The 20,130-nt window shown below is 71.6% G+C and carries 19 protein-coding genes; 13 read left to right on the top strand and 6 right to left on the bottom strand.

Annotated elements, in window-relative coordinates; genetic code table 11:
• The first annotated feature begins 2 nt into the window (after positions 1-2).
• The 5 genes from KVF89_RS07900 to KVF89_RS07880 all read left to right on the top strand — a co-directional run bounded on the left by KVF89_RS07900 (position 3) and on the right by KVF89_RS07880 (position 5,159).
• Entirely contained in the window at positions 3-1,142 is a 1,140-nt protein-coding gene (locus tag KVF89_RS07900; protein WP_257424687.1) for a thiolase family protein, read from the top strand.
• On the top strand, positions 1,139-2,533 hold the full coding sequence (locus KVF89_RS07895; protein WP_257424686.1) for an acetyl-CoA carboxylase biotin carboxylase subunit: 1,395 nt from the start codon (positions 1,139-1,141) through the stop codon (positions 2,531-2,533). Before KVF89_RS07900 ends, KVF89_RS07895 begins: the two co-directional genes overlap by 4 nt.
• Positions 2,530-3,675: an acyl-CoA dehydrogenase family protein gene (locus KVF89_RS07890; protein ID WP_257424685.1), complete on the top strand. Its 1,146-nt coding sequence runs from the start codon at positions 2,530-2,532 to the stop codon at positions 3,673-3,675. Before KVF89_RS07895 ends, KVF89_RS07890 begins: the two co-directional genes overlap by 4 nt.
• Complete coding sequence (locus KVF89_RS07885) at positions 3,672-4,475, top strand: SDR family NAD(P)-dependent oxidoreductase (RefSeq protein WP_257424684.1); 804 nt, start codon at positions 3,672-3,674, stop codon at positions 4,473-4,475. Before KVF89_RS07890 ends, KVF89_RS07885 begins: the two co-directional genes overlap by 4 nt.
• Positions 4,476-4,556: 81 nt before the next feature.
• Positions 4,557-5,159 carry a TetR/AcrR family transcriptional regulator gene (locus KVF89_RS07880; protein WP_257424683.1) on the top strand — a complete coding sequence of 201 codons (603 nt, stop codon included), beginning with the start codon at positions 4,557-4,559 and terminating at the stop codon, positions 5,157-5,159.
• A 10-nt stretch (positions 5,160-5,169) separates the two neighbouring features.
• On the opposite strand, the gene KVF89_RS07875 is transcribed toward KVF89_RS07880, so the two are convergent.
• From KVF89_RS07875 to KVF89_RS07865, 3 genes are read right to left on the bottom strand one after another with little or no spacing between them, the layout of a single operon-like run.
• Positions 5,170-5,748 carry a VOC family protein gene (locus tag KVF89_RS07875; RefSeq protein WP_257424682.1) on the bottom strand — a complete coding sequence of 193 codons (579 nt, stop codon included), beginning with the start codon at positions 5,746-5,748 and terminating at the stop codon, positions 5,170-5,172.
• Complete coding sequence (locus tag KVF89_RS07870; protein WP_257424681.1) at positions 5,745-6,989, bottom strand: dihydrolipoamide acetyltransferase family protein; 1,245 nt, start codon at positions 6,987-6,989, stop codon at positions 5,745-5,747. The genes KVF89_RS07875 and KVF89_RS07870 overlap by 4 nt, the downstream gene beginning before the upstream one ends.
• Before the next feature lies 1 nt (position 6,990).
• On the bottom strand, positions 6,991-9,198 hold the full coding sequence (locus KVF89_RS07865) for an alpha-ketoacid dehydrogenase subunit alpha/beta (RefSeq protein ID WP_257424680.1): 2,208 nt from the start codon (positions 9,196-9,198) through the stop codon (positions 6,991-6,993).
• 123 nt (positions 9,199-9,321) lie between these two features.
• Here KVF89_RS07865 and KVF89_RS07860 point away from each other — a divergent pair, with 123 nt between their 5' ends.
• Entirely contained in the window at positions 9,322-10,041 is a 720-nt protein-coding gene (locus tag KVF89_RS07860) for a GntR family transcriptional regulator (protein ID WP_257424679.1), read from the top strand.
• 142 nt (positions 10,042-10,183) lie between these two features.
• Here the strand turns inward: KVF89_RS07860 and KVF89_RS07855 are convergent, their stop codons facing one another.
• A complete protein-coding gene (locus tag KVF89_RS07855; RefSeq protein WP_257424678.1) occupies positions 10,184-10,738 on the bottom strand; it encodes a hypothetical protein in 555 nt (184 codons plus the stop codon).
• A 122-nt stretch (positions 10,739-10,860) separates the two neighbouring features.
• Between KVF89_RS07855 and KVF89_RS07850 the strand changes: the two genes are divergently transcribed.
• Positions 10,861-12,012 (top strand): glycosyltransferase family 4 protein, encoded by a 1,152-nt coding sequence (locus tag KVF89_RS07850; protein ID WP_257424677.1) that lies wholly within the window; start codon positions 10,861-10,863, stop codon positions 12,010-12,012.
• Here KVF89_RS07850 and KVF89_RS07845 read toward each other — a convergent pair.
• Positions 11,993-12,940, bottom strand: a complete 948-nt coding sequence (locus KVF89_RS07845; RefSeq protein WP_257424676.1) for an LOG family protein — start codon at positions 12,938-12,940, stop codon at positions 11,993-11,995. The two genes, KVF89_RS07850 and KVF89_RS07845, sit on opposite strands and share 20 nt — an antisense overlap.
• Positions 12,941-13,065: 125 nt before the next feature.
• Between KVF89_RS07845 and KVF89_RS07840 the strand changes: the two genes are divergently transcribed.
• The 3 genes from KVF89_RS07840 to KVF89_RS07830 are packed head-to-tail and all read left to right on the top strand — an operon-like array spanning position 13,066 to position 16,538.
• Positions 13,066-14,352 carry an O-acetylhomoserine aminocarboxypropyltransferase/cysteine synthase family protein gene (locus KVF89_RS07840; protein ID WP_257424675.1) on the top strand — a complete coding sequence of 429 codons (1,287 nt, stop codon included), beginning with the start codon at positions 13,066-13,068 and terminating at the stop codon, positions 14,350-14,352.
• A gap of 31 nt (positions 14,353-14,383) precedes the next feature.
• The gene (gene metX / locus KVF89_RS07835) at positions 14,384-15,469 is read left to right on the top strand and encodes a homoserine O-acetyltransferase MetX (RefSeq protein WP_257425249.1); all 1,086 of its coding nucleotides are present in this window, start codon (positions 14,384-14,386) and stop codon (positions 15,467-15,469) included.
• Between the two features lie 22 nt (positions 15,470-15,491).
• On the top strand, positions 15,492-16,538 hold the full coding sequence (locus tag KVF89_RS07830) for a maleylacetate reductase (RefSeq protein ID WP_257424674.1): 1,047 nt from the start codon (positions 15,492-15,494) through the stop codon (positions 16,536-16,538).
• A gap of 98 nt (positions 16,539-16,636) precedes the next feature.
• Here the strand turns inward: KVF89_RS07830 and KVF89_RS07825 are convergent, their stop codons facing one another.
• Positions 16,637-17,488, bottom strand: a complete 852-nt coding sequence (locus KVF89_RS07825; RefSeq protein WP_257424673.1) for a serine protein kinase RIO — start codon at positions 17,486-17,488, stop codon at positions 16,637-16,639.
• A 178-nt stretch (positions 17,489-17,666) separates the two neighbouring features.
• Between KVF89_RS07825 and KVF89_RS07820 the strand changes: the two genes are divergently transcribed.
• The 3 genes from KVF89_RS07820 to KVF89_RS07810 all read left to right on the top strand — a co-directional run bounded on the left by KVF89_RS07820 (position 17,667) and on the right by KVF89_RS07810 (position 20,031).
• On the top strand, positions 17,667-19,142 hold the full coding sequence (locus KVF89_RS07820; protein WP_257424672.1) for a M1 family metallopeptidase: 1,476 nt from the start codon (positions 17,667-17,669) through the stop codon (positions 19,140-19,142).
• A 148-nt stretch (positions 19,143-19,290) separates the two neighbouring features.
• Positions 19,291-19,461: a hypothetical protein gene (locus tag KVF89_RS07815; protein WP_257424671.1), complete on the top strand. Its 171-nt coding sequence runs from the start codon at positions 19,291-19,293 to the stop codon at positions 19,459-19,461.
• 12 nt (positions 19,462-19,473) lie between these two features.
• Positions 19,474-20,031, top strand: coding sequence for a PH domain-containing protein (locus tag KVF89_RS07810; RefSeq protein ID WP_257424670.1), 558 nt, complete (start codon positions 19,474-19,476; stop codon positions 20,029-20,031).
• Positions 20,032-20,130 lie beyond the last annotated feature (99 nt).

Here is a 20,130-nt window from a genome sequence, read left to right as displayed (position 1 = left end):
GGATGACCAACCCCCGCATCGTGGGTGCCGCCACCACGCCGTTCGGCAAGTTCCGTGACCGCACCCTCGAGTCGCTGGCCGTCGAGGCGGGCATCGCCGCCGTCCGCGACGCCGGGCTCCAGCGCACCGACGTCGAGGCGCTGTTCTGCGGCAATGCCTACGCCGGCTCGCTCGTCGGGCAGCGCATCGGCAAGGAGATGGGCCTCGACGGCCTGCCCTGCTACAACTTCGAGAACGCCTGCGCCAGCGGCGCGAGCGCCCTCGCCCAGGCCTACCGCTCGGTGAGGAACGGCGAGTTCACCACCGTCTTGGTGATCGGCGTCGAGCAGCTCAGCGCCCTCGGCGGCGGGCTGCTGCCGATCGGCCCCGGAGACCCGGAGATCAAGGCCGGCCTCACCATGCCGGCGGCGTACGCCATGCGCACGGAGTCGTGGCTCTCCCGCTTCGGTGGCAAGCCGGAGGACATCGCGCAGGTCTCGGTGAAGAGCCGCGACGCTGCCTCGCGCAACCCCAACGCGCAGTACCGCACGCCGGTCACCATCGACGAGGTGATGGAGTCGCGGCTGGTCGCCGACCCGATCACGCTGCTCCAGATGTGTCCCAACGCCGACGGTGCGGCCGCGGTCGTGGTGACCAGCGACCCGGCCGCGGCCGGAGACGCCCGCTCGGCCGAGGTGCTCTCCTCGGTGGTGCTCAGCGGCCAGTTCTTCCAGGGCCGGCGTGACATGGCCTGGCCCGACATCACCCTCCGCGCGGTCGAGCAGGCCTACGCCTCGGCCGGCATCACGGCCAAGGACGTCGACGTGGCCGAGGTGCATGACGCCGCCGCGATCGGCGAGGTCATGTACTACGAGGCCCTCGGCCTCTGCGAGCGCGGCGAGGGCGCGAGCTTCGTGCTCTCCGGCCAGTCCGCGCTGGCCGGCAGGACGGCGGTCAACACCGGGGGCGGTCTCCTCTCGCGCGGCCACCCGCTCGGCGCGACCGGCGTGGTCCAGGTCGTCGAGCTCGTCGCCCAGCTGCGCGGCGAGACCGGTGCCAACCAGGTCGACGGCGCCAAGGTCGGCGTCGCGCACTGCACCGGTGGCGGGATCTGGGGCGTCGACAACGGCGCCGCGGCCGTCCACGTGCTGGCCCGCTCGTGAGCACGTCACCCGTTCCCGTCGGCCGTGCGGGCGGTCGCTACCGCGTGCTGGTAGCCAACCGTGGTGAGATCGCGGTGCGCATCGTGCGCGCCTGCCGCGAGCTCGGCTTCGAGACGGTCGTCGTCCACAGCAACGTCGACCGCGACGGGCTCGCGGTGCGCCTCGCCGACCGCTCGGTGTGCATCGGGCCCGCCGACGTCACCAGGAGCTACCGCTCCATCGAGACCATCGTGACGGTCGCGGAGGCGGCCGGCTGCGACGCGATCCACCCCGGATACGGCTTCCTCGCCGAGAACGCCGAGTTCGCCCGCGCGATCGCCGAGGCCGGGCTGACGTTCGTCGGGCCGAGCGCCGAGGCCATCGACACGATGGGCGACAAGATCGCCGCCCGTGAGGCCGCCGAGAAGCTCGCGGTCCCGGTCGTCCCCGGTGCCACGCTGAGCGACGCGACGGCCGAGCAGGCGCTCGCGGCCGCCGCGGCCGTCGGGTTCCCGGTGCTGCTCAAGGCTGCGGCCGGCGGCGGCGGGAAGGGCATCCGCCCGGTGCTGCGCGAGGAGGACTTCGTCGACCAGTACACCGAGGCGAGCGCCGAGGCCCTCGCGGTCTTCGGGTCGGGCGAGATGTACGTCGAGCGCTATGTGCAGGCCGCCCGCCATGTCGAGGTCCAGGTCTTCGGCGACGGCGCCGGGGGAGTGGTGGTGCTCGGGGAGCGCGACTGCTCGGTCCAACGCCGCCATCAGAAGCTCATCGAGGAGTCGCCGTCGCCGGTGCTCTCTCCCGAGACGCGCACCGCGCTCACCGAGGCGGCCCGCGCGCTGACGTCCGGCATCGACTACTCCGGCGCCGGCACGGTCGAGTTCCTCTACGACATGGACTCGCGCGAGTTCTTCTTCATCGAGATGAACACCCGCATCCAGGTCGAGCACCCGGTCACCGAGGTCGTCCACGGTGTCGACCTGGTGGCCGCCCAGCTGTGGTTCGCCGCCACCGGCGAGGTGCCGCTCGTCGAGCCCGCCTCGCAGCTGCCCGCCGCGCACGCGATCGAGTGCCGGATCAACGCCGAGGACCCGCGCACCTTCCTGCCGCGCCCCGGCCGGATCGACGAGCTCGACCTGCCGGGCGGCATCGGCGTACGCGTCGACACACACTGCACCGCCGGCTACCGGATCTCGCCCTACTACGACTCGATGATCGCCAAGCTCATCGCGTGGGGCCCGACCCGCGAGGTCGCGATCGCCCGGATGACGCGGGCGCTCGAGGAGCTGCGGATCGACGGCCCGATCACCACCGCGCCGCTGCACCTCGGCGTCCTGGCCCACCCCGACTTCGCCGCCTCACGGCACACCACCACCTGGCTCGAAACCACTGACCTCGTAGGAGAACCGCGATGACCGTCCCCACTCCCACCGCCGGGCAGCTCGACCTCCAGGCCCGCGCCCGCGAGCTCTCCGGGGTGTTCGCGGAGCGCGCCACCGAGGTCGACCGCACCGAGCAGTACCCGATGCAGAACGCCAAGGAGCTCGCTGCCGCCGGCTTCATGGGCATGACCATCCCGAAGCAGTACGGCGGCGCCGGCCTGTCGCTCTACGACGTGGTCCTGGTGGTCGAGGAGATCGCCAAGGGCTGCGGCGTCTCGGGCCGCATCGTCGTCGACGGGAACCTCGGTGCGCTCAGCATCATCATGAAGGCGGGCTCGGAAGAGCTGAAGAGGCACGTCGCCGAGCTCGTGCTGGCCGGTGACAAGCCGGTCATCCAGATCACCGAGCCGGCCGGCGGCACCGACGTCAACGCGATGACCACGACTGCCGAGGTCCGCGGCGACACGGTCGTGCTCAACGGCACCAAGACCTGGATCACCGGCGCCCAGGACTCCATCGTCAACGTGGTCGTCGCCAAGCTCATCGAGGACGGTGAGGACAAGGGCCTCTGCGCGGTCTACTGCGAGCGCGACGACGAGGGCTTCGACCTCGGCAAGCGCAACTACATGATGGGCCTGCGCGGCATCCCTGAGATGGACGTCCACTTCAACGACCTGACGGTCCCGCGCTCCCACGTCTTGATGTTCGGCCTCAAGGACATCATGGGCCGCTACAACAACCAGCGCGTCGGCGCGGCCACGGTCGCCCTCGGCCTGGCCCAGGCGGCCTACGAGGACGCGCTCCGCTACACGACGCAGCGTCAGCAGTTCGGCCACCCGATCTCCGACTTCCAGGGCCTGCGCTGGCGCCTGGTCGACATGCGTCTCGCGCTCGACGCCTCGCGCCTGCTGATCCACCGCGCTGCCGCGTCGGCCTCGCTCTCGGAGTCGGGCCTGCCCGACCCGGAGCTCGCCGCGCTCGCCAAGCTGCACGCCGCGGAGAACGCCATCACGGTGAGCTCCACCGCGCTCCAGCTGCACGGCGCGCTCGGCTACTCCCGCAACATCCGGGTGGAGCGGCTCTACCGCGACGCGCGCATGTTCACCCTCGGCGGAGGCACCACCGAGGCCCTGCGCAACCTGATCGGCTCACAGATCCTCAAGGGAGTCGGATGAGCACCGGCTGGCCCTCCGACCTGCTCTCCGGGCAGGTCGCGGTCGTGACGGGCGGGTCGTCCGGCCTCGGCCGGGCGACCGCGCTGCGGCTGGCCGAGGCCGGTGTGGACGGCGTCGTCGTCGCCGACCTGCGGCGCGAGCCCCGCGAGGGTGGCGTGCCGACGGCCGAGGTGCTGACCGAGCTGGGCGTCCCGGCGATCTTCGCCCAGTGCGATGTCACCTCGGTCGCCTCGCTGCGCTCCGCGGTCGCGGCCGCCGAGGTGATGGGCGGTGTGTCGATCATGGTCCCGGCGGCCGGCATCTTGCGGATGGAGGACGTCCTCGCCGTCACCGAGTCCGACTACGACGCGATGCTGGACGTGAACGTCAAGGGCACCTTCTTCGCGTGCCAGGCCGCCGCCCGGTCGATGGTGGCCGGCGGTCGCGAGGGCGTGATCGTCACGATCTCGTCGGTCGGCGGCGTGCTCGGCTCCGCCTCGATGCCGACCTACAACATCTCCAAGGGCGCCGTCCGGATGCTCACCTACTCGCTCGCCGCCTCGCTCGGCCCGCACGGGATCAGGGTCAACGCCGTGCATCCCGGCGTCGTCGAGACCGCCATGACGCAGGTCGACACACACCTGGCCGACGAGCCCGGCACATCGGTGCCGCTGGGCCGGCTGGGCGTGCCGAAGGACGTCGCGGACGCCATCGTCTACCTGGCCAGCCCGCTGTCGGCGTACACGACGGGAACGTCGCTGTTCGTCGACGGCGGCTCGCACTCGTCCAAGGCGGGTCGCGACTTCAAGCCGCAGGGCTGACCGACCGCCACCAAGCCATCGCTGCCTGTCGAAAGAGGCAACAAGTTGTCGAGTGAACGACGCTCCGCCTACAGTTCGCATGTGACGACAGGCACCGGGTCCCTCAGGGAGGCGCAGAAGGCGCTGACGCGCTCGCGCATCATCGACGCCGCGCGCGTGGTGTTCGAGCAGCAGGGCTACGCGGGTGCGTCCATCGGCCTGATCACCACCGAGGCCGCGATCAACCGGGCGACGTTCTATCTCCACTTCCCCGACAAGGCGGCGGTGTTCCGCGAGGTCGTGGCACTCGACCGGATGCACACGGACGAGTACTGGCGCGAGCTCAACACCGCGCTGATGAGCGGCACCCGGGACGCGATGGCCCGCTGGATCCTCCGGCTCACCCACTGGGCGCGCGACAACGCGAGCCTGATGCCGTCCAAGCACGAGGCGATGGCCAGCGACCCGGAGTTCGCCAAGGAGTTCCAGCCGCGCTACGACCGGCTCTCCGACGAGATCGCCGAGTTCCTCCGGACGGTCCCGGCCGATGACCGCGCCGACATGAAGATCCGCGTGCAGATGCTCGTGGTCATGCTCGACCAGATGTTCTTCCACGCCCTTGTCCAGGGCGTCTGGGCCGGCGGCGAGGACCAGCTGCTGCGGGTAGCGACCGACATCTGCTGCAAGGCGCTCGACATCGAGTGACGGTCCGGGCTCAACCCTGGTCGAGCGCCTGCTCGGCCTCGGCCCACTCGGCCTTCGCCCGCGCCTCGTCGAGGAAGAACTGCTTGCCCTCGGGGTAGGACACCAACTCGAACTGCATGCCCCAGGGACTGAGGAAGTAGACGAACCGCTGGCCCGTGCTCGGCCCGCCGCTGGTCGTGGGCTCGCCGAGCACACGGATGTCGTGCGAGCGGAGATGGGCGATCGCGAGGTCGATGTCGTCGACGTAGAGCGCCAGGTGGTGTCCGCCGACGTCGCTGTTGGCGGGGCTCGACCGGCGCTGGTCGGGGGCGTCGTACTCGAAGACCTCCAGCACCGCCTGGCCGCCGAGTCGGAAGAAGTGCAGGACGCACGTGGCGCGCGGGTGCACGTCGAGGTGGTCGGCCATCCAGGTGCCATCGTCATCCTGGAAGGGGCCGTTGGCGTAGAGGTACTCGCAGCCGAGCACCTCCTCGAGGAAGCGCCGGGCCTCGGCGAAGTCGGGGACCGTGAAGCCGACGTGATCGAGGCGTCGCAGGCCGGGCAGACCCCGCCGGGCCGTGTCCTCGCGGCCGCCGTCGGCGCCGATCATGCGAGCATCCCTGCGGGGTGCTCCACCAGTCGGAGGAAGGCTTGCATCCACCGGCCCGCGGCCACGCCGTCGACGGGGCGGTGGTCGACGGAGAGGACGAACCGCATCACGGTGCCGACCTCGAGCGCTCCGTCGGCGACGACCGGTTCCTGACGGGCCGCGCCGACGGCGAGGATCGAGGCGTGCGGTGGGTTGATGATCGCGCTGAACTCCTCGACGCCGAACATGCCCAGATTGGAGACGGCGACGGTCCCACCCTCGAGCTCGTGCTGGCGGAGGCCGCCGTCCCCGGCGCGGGTCGCGAGGTCCCGGGTCGCAGCCGACAGGTCGAGCAGGGAGCGGCCGGTCACGTCGGTCACGACGGGGGTCATCAGCCCGCGCTCGGTGGCGACCGCGATGCCGACGTCGACGCGCCGGTGCTGGATCACGGCGTCGTCGGTCCAGGTCACGTTCAGCTCGGGAACCAGCTCGTGGGCACGACCGACGGCGCGCACCACGAGGTCGTTGAGGGACACCTTGATGCCGGTGGCCGCCTCGACCTCCGCCCGGAGGGCGAGGAGCCGGTCCACCCGCGCGCTGCCGGAGACGTAGAAGTGCGGTCTCTCCTGCTTGCTCCGCGTCAACCTGCTCGCGACGGCGCGGCGCACGCGAGTGTGCGGGACCTCGGTGATCCCGCCGTGCTCCTGGGCAGTGGCCGGACCAGGAGCGGGAGCGCTCGACTCGGGGGCGGAGTGGCGGGCGGCGATGGCCAGCTCGATGTCGCGGCGGACCACGCGTCCGCCGGGGCCGGTGCCGACCAGATCGCTCGCGCGGAGACCGGCGTCGCGGGCCAGGCGGCGGGCGAGCGGGCTGGCGAAGACCCGGCGGCCGTCGGCCGCGATCCGCGGGGCGGACGGGGGCGCGGCAACCTCGGTCACCTCCCGCCGGACCGGGAGCTCGTGCTCGACCGCCACGGTGACGCCCAGCGCGGCGAGGGCCGCGGCCACGTCGTCGATCTGCTCACCGGGTGCGGCGACCAGAGCGATCGGGTCGCCCACCTCGACCTTGGCGCCGGCGGGGACCAGGGCGCGGACCAGCACGCCGTCGGCCTCGGCCTCGAGGTCGACGACGGCCTTGTCGGTCTCGATCACGGCATAGGTCTGGTGGGCGACGAAGGAGTCCGTCTCGCCGACGGGCCACTCGGCGAGGACCACCTCGGTGGCTCCCGCTGCGACCGCGGGCATCCGGATCAGCGTGGGCATCTCAGGCCTTCTCCACGCTGTGCGCAACCCGGGGATCCGCGGCACGCAGCGCGGCGGTCACGTCATCCTCCTGGGCCAGGGCGGCGGCCTCGAGCACCTTGCTGATGCTGGGCGAGGCGAGCCCGCCCGTGACGCCCTGCACCGGCTGGTCCAGCCAGTCGAAGAGCCGTCGCTGCACCTCAGCGGCCAACCAGGCGCCGTACGACGTCGCGCTCGAGCCCTGCTCGACGATCACCACGTTGGCGGTCCGCCGGATGCTGTCGGCGATGGTCTCCCAGTCCAACGAGTGGCGGTCGAGCCAGCGCAGGTCGACCACTTCGACATCGAGACCGCTCTCGTCATGCAGCGTCTGCGCCGCGCGCAGTGCGGTGTCGACCATGGAGAGGTAGGTGAGGACGGTCAGGTGCGTGCCCGGGCGACGGATGCTGGCCCTGCCGATCTCGACCTGGTAGTCGCGGTCCTCGACCGGGACCAGCCCTGTGGTCCCGTAGAGATCGACGTGCTCGAGGACGACGACCGGGTCGTCGCAGGCGAGCGCGGCGTTCATCATGCCGATGTAGTCGAAGGGCGTGGTGGGCGCGCAGATGCGCAGTCCCGGAGACATGGCGAGCACCCCCGTGGGGTCCATCGAGTGCTGGGATCCGTAGCCGGTCCCGGCCGCGACCTTGCTGCGGATCACCATCGGCACGGCGTCGTCGCCGCCGAACATGTGCCGTGCCTTGCCGATCTGGTTGAAGACCTGGTCGGCGGCGACCCACATGAAGTCGGCGAACATGAACTCCACCACCGGGCGGTAGCGGCCGTCGAGGGCGATGCCCCCGGCCAGACCGGTGAAGGCGTTCTCGGAGATCGGGGTGCCGAGCACCCGGTCGGGATAGGCGGCGGCCAGGCCCCGGGTGGCGCCGTTGGTGCCGCCGTTGAGCCGGTGGATGTCCTCGCCCATGACCACGATCCGCCGGTCGGTGGCCAGTCGGCGGGCCATCACCTCGGAGACCACGTCGATGAAGCCGGTCTCGACGAGCTCGCCCGACCACGTCCCCTTGTCGACGGTGGTCATACCGGCCAGCTCGGACAGGTCGCCGACCACGCCGACGTCGACGAAGCCCGGGTTCGGCCATGCCGACGGGCGGATGCGCCGCTGGCCGGGCCTGCCGTCCGGCACCGGCTCCACGAGTACGCCGGCGACCTCGGTCAGCACGGCGCCGACGTGCTCGTCGTACGACGTCAGTTCGGCATCGGTGTGCAGGCCGAGCTCGATGAGGCGGCGGCGGGTGAGCGCGATGGGGTCGCGGTCGCGCCAGGCGCGCTCCTCGGCCTTGTCGCGGTAGCCGAACGCGCTGCCGGGGAAGGGCCCGTTCTGGTGGAAGTAGCGGTAGACGTCGGCCTCGAGGATCGCCGGTCCGGCGCCTGAGCGGACGTGTTCGAGGATCTCCTGCATGGCGAGGTGGACCGCGAGCGGATCCATGCCGTCGACCCGCCAGCTGGGGATGCCGAAGCCCGGGCCGCGGGCGGAGAGCCGGCTCTCGGCGGTGGACTCCGCGACGGTGGTGGCGACGGCGTACTGGTTGTTCTCGACGAAGAAGCAGACCGGGAGCTTCCACGCGGCGGCCAGGTTGAGGCTCTCCAGGACCGAGCCGATGTTCATCGCGCCGTCGCCGAAGTAGGCGATCGAGACGTCGTCGGTGGCGGCCTGGCGGTGCGACCACGCGAAGCCGAGGGCTTGGGGGACTCCGCCGCCGACGATGGCGTTGGTGCCCATGGCGCCGGCATCCTGCCACTTCAGGTGCATCGAGCCGCCGCGGCCACGGCAGTAGCCGTCGGCCAGCCCGCAGATCTCGGCCAGGGTGCGGTGCAGCACCTCGCGGACCTCGGACTCGATCTTGTCGCGCGGGTCGAGGGGGGTGGCGCCGGTCAGGGGGTGGACGTGCGCCAGGGCCTTGGCCAGGAACTGGTGGTGACCGCGATGGGATCCGTTCACCGTGTCGCTCGATCGCAGGGTCAGGATCGAGCCGACGGCTCCACCCTCCTGGCCGATGCTCGAGTGAGCCGGCCCATGGACCAGACCGGAGCCCGCGAGGTCGAGAACCTGCTCCTCGAAGGTCCGGATCAGGACCAGTTGCGCGTACATCGCCCGCAGCAGGGCCGGATCGGCCTCCGCCCAGTCGGCGTCGGTGGCGGCCAGGGCCGTCCACGGGACCTCGGTGTTCATCGGAGAATGCAAGGGCATCGGTAGATCGAATCCAATCTGCGACGAATGATCATCGAATCCGCGCTATGTGGGGTTTGAGAGTGTCATATTGGATCCGAAATGCCAAGAGGACATACTGTGCGCATGATCGACGACGGCCTAGGGAGCGGCCACTTCGCCAGCGGGCGGGTGGTCGAGCACCTGCGCGCCCTGATCCTCGCCGGCGACCTGGCGCCCGGGGCCCGTATCCGGCAGGAGGAGGTCGCCGCCGAGCTCGGGTCGAGTCGGCTGCCGGTCCGCGAGGCGCTGCAGATCCTCCGCCATCAAGGTCTCGTTCGACTCCGCCCCAACGCGGGTGCGACCGTGATGCCCTTCGACCCGGCGGAGTGCGATCTGATCTACCGGGTGCGTGAACAGGTCGAGCCCATCGTGCTCATGGAGTCGGTCCCGCGGCTCACCGCGGAGACCATGGCCGAGCTCGCGGCGTTGCAGGGCCGGATTGCGCAGACCCGCGATGTCGAGCAGTTCCTCGCGCTCGACCGGTCGTTCCACCTGCTCACCTACTCCGGATGCCCCATGGAGTCGATGCTCGAGATGGTGGAGCGCTTCTGGGACACCACCCAGCACTATCGGCGCACCTTCACCCGCCTGCTGGACGGCGACGAGACGGCAGAGGGGGAGGACGGCTGGTGGATCGTCGATGCGGAGCATCGCCTCCTGTTGGCGGCGGTCCGCAGCGGCGACGCCCTGCACGCCGGTCACATCCTCGCCGGTCATATCCAGCGCAGCCGGTTGAGGCTGGCTCGGGTCACGGGGCAGAGCACCGGTGAGCCGGCGGCGCCGCCGGTCTCGCCTGGCCCCTGATCACGAGGGAGCCGCTGGTCGATCCCGGCTCCCGCGCTCGACGTGGTTCGACTGCCACCGAACTGCCCCCCAGAAGGCGTCGGTGTCGGCGTCGGGTCTGTCTCGTTCGATCGTCCGAGCGCTGCCGAAGAGCTGGGCAGGCTCAGGTGTCGTAGTCGATCCCGTCCCAGGGGGCGTAGTAGGCGATGAAGTCGCCGGGGGCGACGTTGATCGAGAACTCCCCGTCGTACTCCGTGACCTCCCAGCCGAAGGTGACGCCGTCGACCTCGGTGGTGAACGGCGTCACCTCGATCGGCTCCAGCGTGTAGTCGCCGAGCTCGGCGAGCCGGGTGGTGACGAGGTCGTCGGCGCGTGCCGGTGCCGCCTGCCCGGGCGGGAGGCCGTCCGGGCGGTCGACCTCGTCGACCCGCACCTCGTCGAACGCTCCGTCGGCACGCCACAGGAACAGGCCGACATAGGACCGGTCGGCGTCGAACAGCTCCTCGCTGAGGAAGAACCTCCGACCGTCCTCCGCGGTGCCGGCGTAGGGCACGTGATAGTCATCGGGAACGATGGTGAAGCTCGTCGGCGCGGCGGCGCTGCCCGCCGACTTGCCTGTCGACTTGTCCGCTGACTTGTCTGTGGCGCAGCCACCCGACGCGCCGAGCAGCACGACCAGAGCGGTCAGCACCGCGATCCGTGGGTGACCTCGATGCATGGCGGGAGTCTAGGGAGCCACGGAGGCCGGTGTCCGGCGTACCCCTGTCGTTCACGAACGTGACTCCGGACACTCGCACAACGGTGACGGCCCGTTGGCGCGCCCTCCTTAGCGTCCGTGTCATGAGTGAGGCCGTGCCCGAGGGGGGCAAGCTCCGCGTCCTGGTGGTCGCCGAGTCCTTCCTCCCACAGATCAACGGAGTGACCAACTCGGTGCGCCGGGTGCTCGAGCACCTCGCGGCCGAAGGTCATCACGCCGAGCTCATGGCGCCGACCGGCCCGGACACGTACGCCGGATTCCGGGTCCGTCGCGCGCGGGGCGCGAACCTGCCGTTCTACCCGGACTTCCGGCTCGGGCTGGAGACCCGGCGCCGGCTCCGGCAGCGGATGGTCCGGTTCCGCCCCGACGTCGTCCACATCGCGTCGCCCGCGACGCTCGGCTACCAGGCCGCACGTGCCGCCGAGGAGCTGGGCATCCCGACCGTCGCGATCTACCAGACCGACCTCGTCGGCTTCGCCGAGCGGTACGACGTCCCGGGCGGCGTTCGCGCGGCGGCCGGTCTCACCCGGCGCATCCACCAGCACGTCGACCGCACCCTGGCGCCGTCGACGGCCAGCATCGAGCAGCTCCGCGCGCTCGGCGTGCCGGAGGTCCACCGCTGGGCCCGTGGCGTCGACCTGGTGGCCTTCCACCCGCGTCACCGCGACGAGGAGCTGCGCCGGCGCATCGCGCCGGACGGCCGGCTCCTCGTCGGGTACGTCGGACGGCTGGCCGCGGAGAAGGAGCTCGACCTGCTGCGGCATCTCGCCGACGACCCGCGCTATGCCCTGGTGGTCGTCGGCGCGGGACCCGAGGAGCAGCGTCTCCGGGGGCTGCTCGGCCGGCACGCGACCTTCCTCGGCCTGTTGCACGGCGACGAGCTGAGCCGCGCGTACGCGTCGCTCGACGTCTTCGTGCACACCGGGCGCTACGAGACCTACTGCCAGTCGGCCCAGGAGGCCCTGGCCTCGGGTGTCCCGGTGGTCGCCCCGGCTGCCGGCGGTCCGGTGGACGTGGTCGCGCACGGCGCCTCCGGCCTGCTGTACCGCCCCGGCGACGGCGCCGCCCTGGCCGCCTCGGTAGCCCGGCTGGCCGGTGACCCGGCGCTGCGGGACCGGATGGCGGCGACCGCACAGCGGGCCGTGCAGGAGCGGTCCTGGTTCGAGATCAACGAGCAGCTGGTCGCGCACTATCGCGCCGTGGTGGGCGGCGCGGTCAGCGCCCGGGCCGCGTGACCAGGGCCGCGGCCTCCTCGACCGTGTCGACGAGATGGACGTGCTGCTCCATGGCACGGCCACGGGCGAGGGCCCGCAGCAGCGGCCAGGCCGGCAGCTCGTCGGTCCAGTACCGCCGCCCGACGAGCACCATCGGCGCCACGTCGTCATCGGCGGCGTAGTAGTTCTCGCAGGCGTCCTGGAAGATCTCCTGCACCGTGCCGCCGGCACCGGGAAGGAACACGATCCCGGCGTCGCAGACCATGAGCAGGATGGCCTCGCGCAGCGCGTTGCGGAAGTACTTCGCGATCGCGGTCGCGAACAGGTTCGGCGGCTCGTGGCCGTAGTGCCAGGTCGGTACGCCGAGCGACGGACTCGGGTCGGGGACGAGGTCGAGGGCGGCACGGGCGGCGGCGACCCAGTCGTCGACCGAGGGCCGGAAGGACGGCACGTCGGCGACCCGGCGCAGTGCCTCGGCGAGAGCGGCGGGGGGAGCGGCGGCCATCCGGCCGCCGAGGTTGGCGGCCTCCATGGCGCCGGGCCCGCCGCCGGTGGCGACGACGTGGTCGCGACCGAGCAGGGCGCCGAGGCGGGCCGCCTCGGCGTACGCGGGCGTGCCGCGGTCGGCGGCGTGGCCGCCCATGACGCCGACCAGGCTGCGTCCGGTGGCCCATGTGCCGAGCGCGGTGTCGATCGCCTGGTCGTGCAGCACCTCGGCCAGCGCCTCGGCGGGCCCGGCGGTGGTCAGCGCCCAGTGGTAGGCGCGGCTGTCGAAGGAGTCGGCGTACGCGGACGTGTCGTAGAGCTCGCCGGGTGTGTAGAGCCGGGTGCGGGTGATGTCGAGGCCGGCGACGTGGCTGCCCGCGACGGCTCCGGCATCGGCCTCGAGGGCATGGTCGTCGTCGGTGCGGCACTCGACGACGACATTCCTGGCGCGGGTGCTCCTCACGGCCCGGACGCTACCCCGGCCGGTGTCTGCTCTGTGGGACGCCATTTGTCTAGTGATTAACTTGACTTTAATCTTGGTGAGACATCGCCCCGTGTTATCGCAGGGGCCACCGACAGGAGCCACCGATGACCTATCGTCCCGAGACCCTCGCCGTCCACGCCGGCCAGGAGGAGGCCGACCCCGCCACCAACGCGCGGGCGGTGCCGATCTACCAGACGACGTCGTACGTCTTCAACGACACCGAGCACGCCGCGAACCTGTTCGCGCTCGCCGAGCCCGGCAACATCTACACCCGGATCATGAACCCGACCCAGTCGGTCTTCGAGGACCGGATGACCCAGCTCGAGGGCGGCGTCGGCGCGCTGGCCACCGCGTCCGGCTCCGCCGCGACGACCTACGCCGTGCTCAACCTGACCTACGCCGGCGACAACATCGTCGCCCTGTCCACGCTGTACGGCGGCACCTACGCGCTCTTCGCGCACACGCTCCCGCAGTTCGGCATCGAGGTCCGCTTCGTCGACCCGGAGAAGCCGGAGGACCTCGCCAAGTACGTCGACGAGAAGACCAAGCTGGTCTTCGCCGAGACCGTGGGCAACCCGAAGATCAACGTGGTGGACATCCGCGCGTGGTCGGACGCCGCCCACGCGCAGGGCCTGCCGCTGATCGTCGACAACACCGCGCCCACGCCGTACCTCGCCCGGGTCTTCGACCAGGGCGCCGACGTTGCGGTGCACGCCGCGACGAAGTACATCGGTGGCCACGGCACCTCCATCGGCGGCATCATCGTCGACTCGGGCAACTTCGACTGGGCCGCCCACTCCGAGCGGTTCCCCGGTCTCACCCAGCCCGACGGCGCCTACCACGGCGTGGTCTGGACCGAGGCCGTCGGCAACCTCGCCTACATCATCCGTGCCCGGACCGTGCTGCTGCGCAACACCGGCGCGGCGGTCGCGCCGCTCAACTCCTGGCTCTTCCTGCAGGGCCTGGAGACCCTCCACCTGCGCATGGAGCGGCACAGCGCCAACGCGCTCGCGGTCGCCGAGTACCTCCAGGGCCACGACGCGGTCTCCTGGGTGAGCTACCCGGGCCTCGCGGACAGCCCCTACAAGGCCGTCGCCGACCGCATCTTCACCGGCAAGGGGTACGGCGGCCTGGTCAGCTTCGGCGTGAAGTCCGGCCGGGACGGCGGCAAGCGGTTCGTGGAGGCGCTGGACCTGTTCAGCCACCTCGCCAACATCGGCGACACCAAGTCGCTGGCGATCCACAACGCGACGACGACCCACTCCCAGCTCACGCCCGACGAGCTCGAGGCCGCCGGCGTGCCCGAGGACATGGTCCGGCTCTCGATCGGCATCGAGCACATCGAGGACATCGTCGCCGACCTCGAGCAGGCCCTCTCCGCGTCGAAGTGAGGCGCCGGTAGGTTCATCGCCCGTGGGGACGATGGGATATGTCGAGACGCAGCGGGTCGTGCTCGCCACCGAGCACGACCCGCTCGTCCTGACGGGCGGGGCGACGCTGGCGCACGTCGAGGTCGCCTACGAGACCTATGGCGAGCTCAACGCCGCGCGCGACAACGCGGTGATGGTGTGCCACGCCCTGACCGGCGACGCCCACGCGGCCGGCCTGCACCTCGGTGCCAAGCGGCGCGGGTGGTGGGACAACCTGATCGGCCCCGGCAAGGCCGTCGACACCGACCGGTTCTTCGTCGTGAGCGCCAACCTGCTGGGCGGCTGCTCCGGCACGACCGGACCGTCCTCGATCGACCCGGCGACGGGGCGGGCCTACGGACCGGACTTCCCGGTGCTCGACATGGCCGACTTCGTCGCCGTGCACCGCAGGCTGCTGGACCGACTCGGGATCCGGCGGCTGCACGCGGCGGTCGGTGGCTCGATGGGCGGCATGCAGATCCTCGAGTGGGCCCTGCGCGAGCCCGACCGGATCGACCGCGCGGTGCTGGTCGCCGCGAGCTCGCGGCTGACCACCGAGAACATCGCGTTCTCCTCCGTCGCGCGGGCCGCGATCATGGAGGACCCCGACTTCCACGGCGGCCGGTACGCCGAGCGCGGCGTCACTCCCCGGCACGGGCTCAAGATCGCCCGGATGATGGCGCACATCACCTACGTCTCCGACGTCTCGCTGGAGGCGAAGTTCGGCCACCGGCGCGACACCACCGGCCCGGACCGGCGTCTGGGCGCCGACTTCGAGGTCGAGCACTATCTCCAGCACCAGGGCCAGGGCTTCCTGGACCGGTTCGACGCGCTGTCCTACCTCCACCTGACCCGGCCGATGGACTACTTCGACCCGTTCGACACGCACCCGGACGCCGTACCGTCGACGCGGTTCCGGCTGGTCTCCTTCGACTCGGACTGGCGCTTCCCGACCGCCCACTCGCTGCGGATCCGCGACCAGCTGGCGGCGCGCGGCGTCCGGGTCGACCACACCGAGGTCGCCTCGCCCTGGGGGCACGACTCCTTCCTGCTGGAGCCGCCCGGCTACCACGACCTGGTGCGCTCCTTCCTGGTCTGACGCGGTGCGCCAGACTGGTGGGGTGTTCGTCCATGACGCCCTGCCCATGCGCGTGGTCTTCGGGGCCGGGGCTCTCGACAAGGTGGCCGAGGAGGTCGAGCGGCTCGGCCTGAGCCGGATCCTCGTGCTCTCGACGCCCCGGCAGGGGGCGCTCGCCGCGCGGGTCACCACGCTGCTCGGCGACCGCGCGGGCGGCACCTTCGACGGTGCCCGGATGCACGTCCCCGTGGCGAGCGTCGTGGCCGCGGAGGAGGCCGTCGGCGCGGCAGGTGCGGACGGCTGTCTCGCGATCGGCGGGGGCTCCACGATCGGGCTGGCCAAGGCGCTCTCGCTGCGCCTGGGTCTGCCGTCGGTGGTCGTGCCGACGACCTACGCCGGCTCCGAGATGACGCCGGTGTGGGGGCTCACGGAGGACGGCCGCAAGCGGACCGGCCGGGACCCCGTGGTGCTGCCGCGCTCGGTGGTCTACGACCCGGACCTGACCCATGCCCTGCCGGCCGCGGTGTCGGGGCCGAGCGGGCTCAACGCCATCGCGCACGCGGTCGAGGCGCTCTACGCCCCCGACGGCACGCCGGTCGTCAGCGCGATGGCCGAGCGGGGTGTCCACGACCTGGCCGCGGCGCTGCCCACCGTCGTCGCGGACGGTGCGGACGCCGCGGCCCGGGCCCTCGCCCTGCAGGGCGCCTGGCTCTGCGGCGCGTGCCTCGGGGCGACCACGATGGGTCTGCACCACAAGCTGTGCCACGCCCTCGGTGGCATGCTCGACCTGCCGCACGCCGAGACCCACGCGATCGTGCTGCCCCACGTCGCGGCCTACAACCTGCCCTTCGCCCCCGAGGCCGACACGGTGCTGCGGCGAGCGCTCGCCACCGACGACGTCCCCTCCGCCCTGCGCGCACTCGCTGCCCGGGTCGGGGTCCCGGCGGGCCTCCGGGCACTCGGCGTCGACCACGCCGACCTGGCCCGCGTCGCGGACGAGGTGCTCGCGGCGCCGTACCGCAACCCGCGCCCGCCGACCCGGGGCGACCTCGAGGCGATCCTCGAGGCCGCCTGGAGAGACGGGCCCTAGGGGTAGGCCCAGTGGATCTGGGCGGCAGCGCGGCGGGAGGCGGCCTCCGGGAACTTGCTTGGCTTTCGCGCCGCCGGAGACGCGCTCGCCCCGATGGATCAGAACGTGTGAGCCATCAGCTCGCCGAACAGCTCCTGCGGATCGATCTCCAGGCCCCGGCGCTGGAACCAGCTACACACATTGGTGCAGTCGCGCAGCAGGAAGTCGAAGCCCTGCGCGTTCCCGGCCAGGTCGACCAGCTGCGGAAGGTCGATGACGACGAGGCGCTCGCCGGCCGCCAGGATGTTGTAGGCGGACAGGTCGCCGTGCACCAGCCCGGCCTCGGCGAGGGTGAGCAGCACGTCACGCAGCTGGTCGAAGTACGACGCCAGCAGCGTCGGGTCCGGCCGGGTCTGCGCCAGCCGGGGCGCGGTCTCGCCGTCGACGGTGATCCACTCCATCAGGATCTCGGTGCCGTCGACCTGCACGGGGTAGGGGACCGGCAGACCGAGCGACCAGCAGCGGTTGAGCGCCGTCCACTCCGAGATCGCCCACTCGCCGGCGGCCACCTCCCGGCCGAAGGTGCTCTTGCGCTTGATCGCCCGCTCGTCGCGGGAGCGCTTCATGCTGCGGCCCTCGGTGTAGGTGGCGGACCGGTGGAAGCTGCGGTGCTCGGCGGAGCGGTACCGCTTCGCTGCCATCACCACGCTCTGCGCCGGGTCGTGCGGGTCGCTGCGGTCGAGCAGGAAGACGTCGGCCTCCTTGCCGGTCTTCAAGATGCCGAGGTCGGTGTCGATCGCGCCCTGGGACGTCACGACCCAGTCGGGGCGCGGCTCGGGACCGCGGGACAGCGGCTCGACGTCGAGCCAGGTGGACCAGCGCTGGCCGTCGTCGAGGTCGTCGTAGGCGACGTAGTCGAAGACGAAGCGGGGGTCGAGGTCAGAGCCGGGGGAGAGGTTCTCCTGGGACACGGTGGTTCCTTGGGGTCGAGAGGATGCGGTCTGAGGGCAGGCCGGCGACAGCGATCGACATGTCACGCTCCTCTCGACGGGTCCGCGCGATCACGCGGACGGACAGGGACACCCTGCGGGATCCGCGGGCGGCGCGGCAACTGGTTTATCGGCGCCGGCCTCGGCGTACATTGACCCGGTGCGCCGTCTCCCCGCCCCGCTGACCCTGCTCCTCGTCCTGCTGGTCGGCCTGCCCGGCCTGGCCACGATGTCCGGCCTCCCGGTCGCCCGGGCCGAGCAGCCCGACCGGTCCGAGCGCACCGCGCCGGGCCCCGGTGCGGCCGAAGGCACCGACCCGTACTGGCCGCAGGACGGCAACGGCGGCACCGATGCCCAGCACTACGGCGTCAAGGTGCGCTACGACTTCGCGAGCGGGATGCTCACCGGCCGCACCGCGATCACCATGACCGCGACAGCCGACCTGAGCAGCCTCTCCCTCGACCTGCTGCTCCCGACGACCTCGGTGCGCATCGACGGCCGGGCCGCGAAGTTCCGCAGGGCAGGCAAGCACGAGCTGCGGGTCGCGCCGAGGCAGCCGATCGCGGCCGGCGCCCGGTTCAAGGTCGTCGTGAAGTACGCCGGGCGGCCGGCGCGCTACGGCTATGCCGGTGAGCGCAACTGGCTGGCGAACGGCACCGAGGTCGTCGCCATGAACCAGCCGCACATGGCGCCGTGGTGGTTCCCGTCCAACGACCACCCCAGCGACAAGGCGACCTTCGACATCCGGGTCACCGCGCCGAAGGGCAAGCAGGTCGTCAGCAACGGCGTGCGCGCCGGCCGCAAGGTCAACGGCGCCCTGGCCACCACGCGCTGGCGGATGACCGACCCGATGGCGACCTACCTCGCGTTCTTCGCCGCGGGTCCCTATCTCATCGACCGTGGCACCACCGCCGCGGGCATCCCGTTCTACAACGCGGTCTCCAAGGCGATCCCGGGCGCGGAGCGCCGCCAGGTCCGTCGCACGCTCGCCCGCACCGCGGGCATCACCGACTGGCTGCAGGCCCGGCTGGGGCCCTACCCGTTCGCCAGCACCGGTGGCCTGGTCACCGGCCTCGACGTCGGCTTCGCCCTCGAGAACCAGTCGCGGCCGACGTACGGGCGTTGGATCTATCCCGGCGTCGTCGTCCACGAGCTGGCCCACCAGTGGTTCGGCGACAGCGTGGCCGTGCAGCGCTGGCGCGACATCTGGCTCAACGAGGGCTTCGCGACCTACATGGAGGCGGAGTACGCCGCCGCGCACGGCGGAGTGAGCGTCGAGACGTACCTCGACCGGATGTGGGCCCGCTCCTGCCGCACCCCGACCTCCGAGTTCTGGCGCCTCGACCTCTCGAACCCCGGCCCGGCACAGATCTTCGCCGAGCCGGTCTACGACCGGGGCGCGATGGTGGTCGCCGCCCTGCGCAACCGGATCGGCGCCGCCGCCTTCGACGCGCTGCTGCGCCGCTGGGTCGCCGACCACCACGACGGCAACGCGACCGTGGAGCAGTTCCAGGCGCTGGCCGAGACGGTGTCGGGCCAGAGCGACCTGGACGGCTTCTTCGATGCGTGGCTGCGCAGCGGCCGCGCGCCGGAGGCGACGCTCGCCAACGGCCTCGGCACCGCCGTCTGCCCCTGAGCTGCGCCGACCCGTCGCGTTCAAACGCGACGGGTCAGTGCTGAGATGGCTCGGGCGCGCCTCCCATGTGGCAGGTGGTGCCTTTGGTACGAATGTGGGGATCCGTGCCCTCGCGGGCACGCCCGCACATGGATGGAGACGCCCGCACATGGACGCCAAGAAGCTGATCGCGCTCGTGGTGATCGTGTTCCTCGGGTTCTGGATGTTCACCGACCCGTCCGGCCTCGCGGACGCGTCGAAGTCGGCGGCGACCAACGGCTGGGACCTGACGACGCAGGCGTTCGACGGGGTCATCGACTTCGTCGGCGCGATGGACTGACCAGCGGCCGCCATGCCCTCCCTGCCTGCGGTCGCCGGGGCCGTCCCCGGCCTCGTGGCCCGGCTCGGTGACCCGAAGATCGGCAAGCACCTGCTGCGCGACGAGGGCGAGGTCGTCGTCGACGAGGTGACCCACCACTGGTTCGCCTACGTCCGACCCGCCCTGCTGACCGCGCTTGCGATGGTGCTGCTCGTCGCGAGCTGGCTCGTATCGGTCCAGATCGCGTGGTTCCTCATCATCGTCGCGGTGATCCTGCTGACCCGCGCCGGCTGGGTCGCCCTGGGCGTGCTCCGGGACCGCTTCGTCATCACGAACATGCGGGTCTTCCGCGTGCACGGGGTCCTGTCGCAGAGCCTCGCGACCATGCCGTTGAGCCGGATCCTCGACATCTCGGTGAAGAAGCCACTGCACGGCCGGCTCCTCGGCTTCGGCCATTTCTGCTTCGAGTCCGCCGCCCAGGAGCAGGGCCTGCGCGACATCCGGTACGTCGGGCGCCCCGACGAGCGTGACCTCGCCATCCAGCGCGTGGTGCAGCGGTCGGGCCTGCGCGGCCCCCGTGTCCCCAACTGACGAACGACCTCATCCCGGCTGCGCAAAGTGGCTATCCGGACGGCTCGTCGACGGATAGTCCGGTGCGACGACCCGCTCCTACTGTGGCGCGACCCAGTG

Origin of the sequence: Nocardioides carbamazepini (genome assembly GCF_024614185.1) — a bacterium.
Lineage (GTDB): Bacteria > Actinomycetota > Actinomycetes > Propionibacteriales > Nocardioidaceae > Nocardioides > Nocardioides carbamazepini.
The sequence above is the reverse complement of the archived record's forward strand: the minus strand, read 5'-3'. Positions and strand labels throughout refer to the sequence as shown.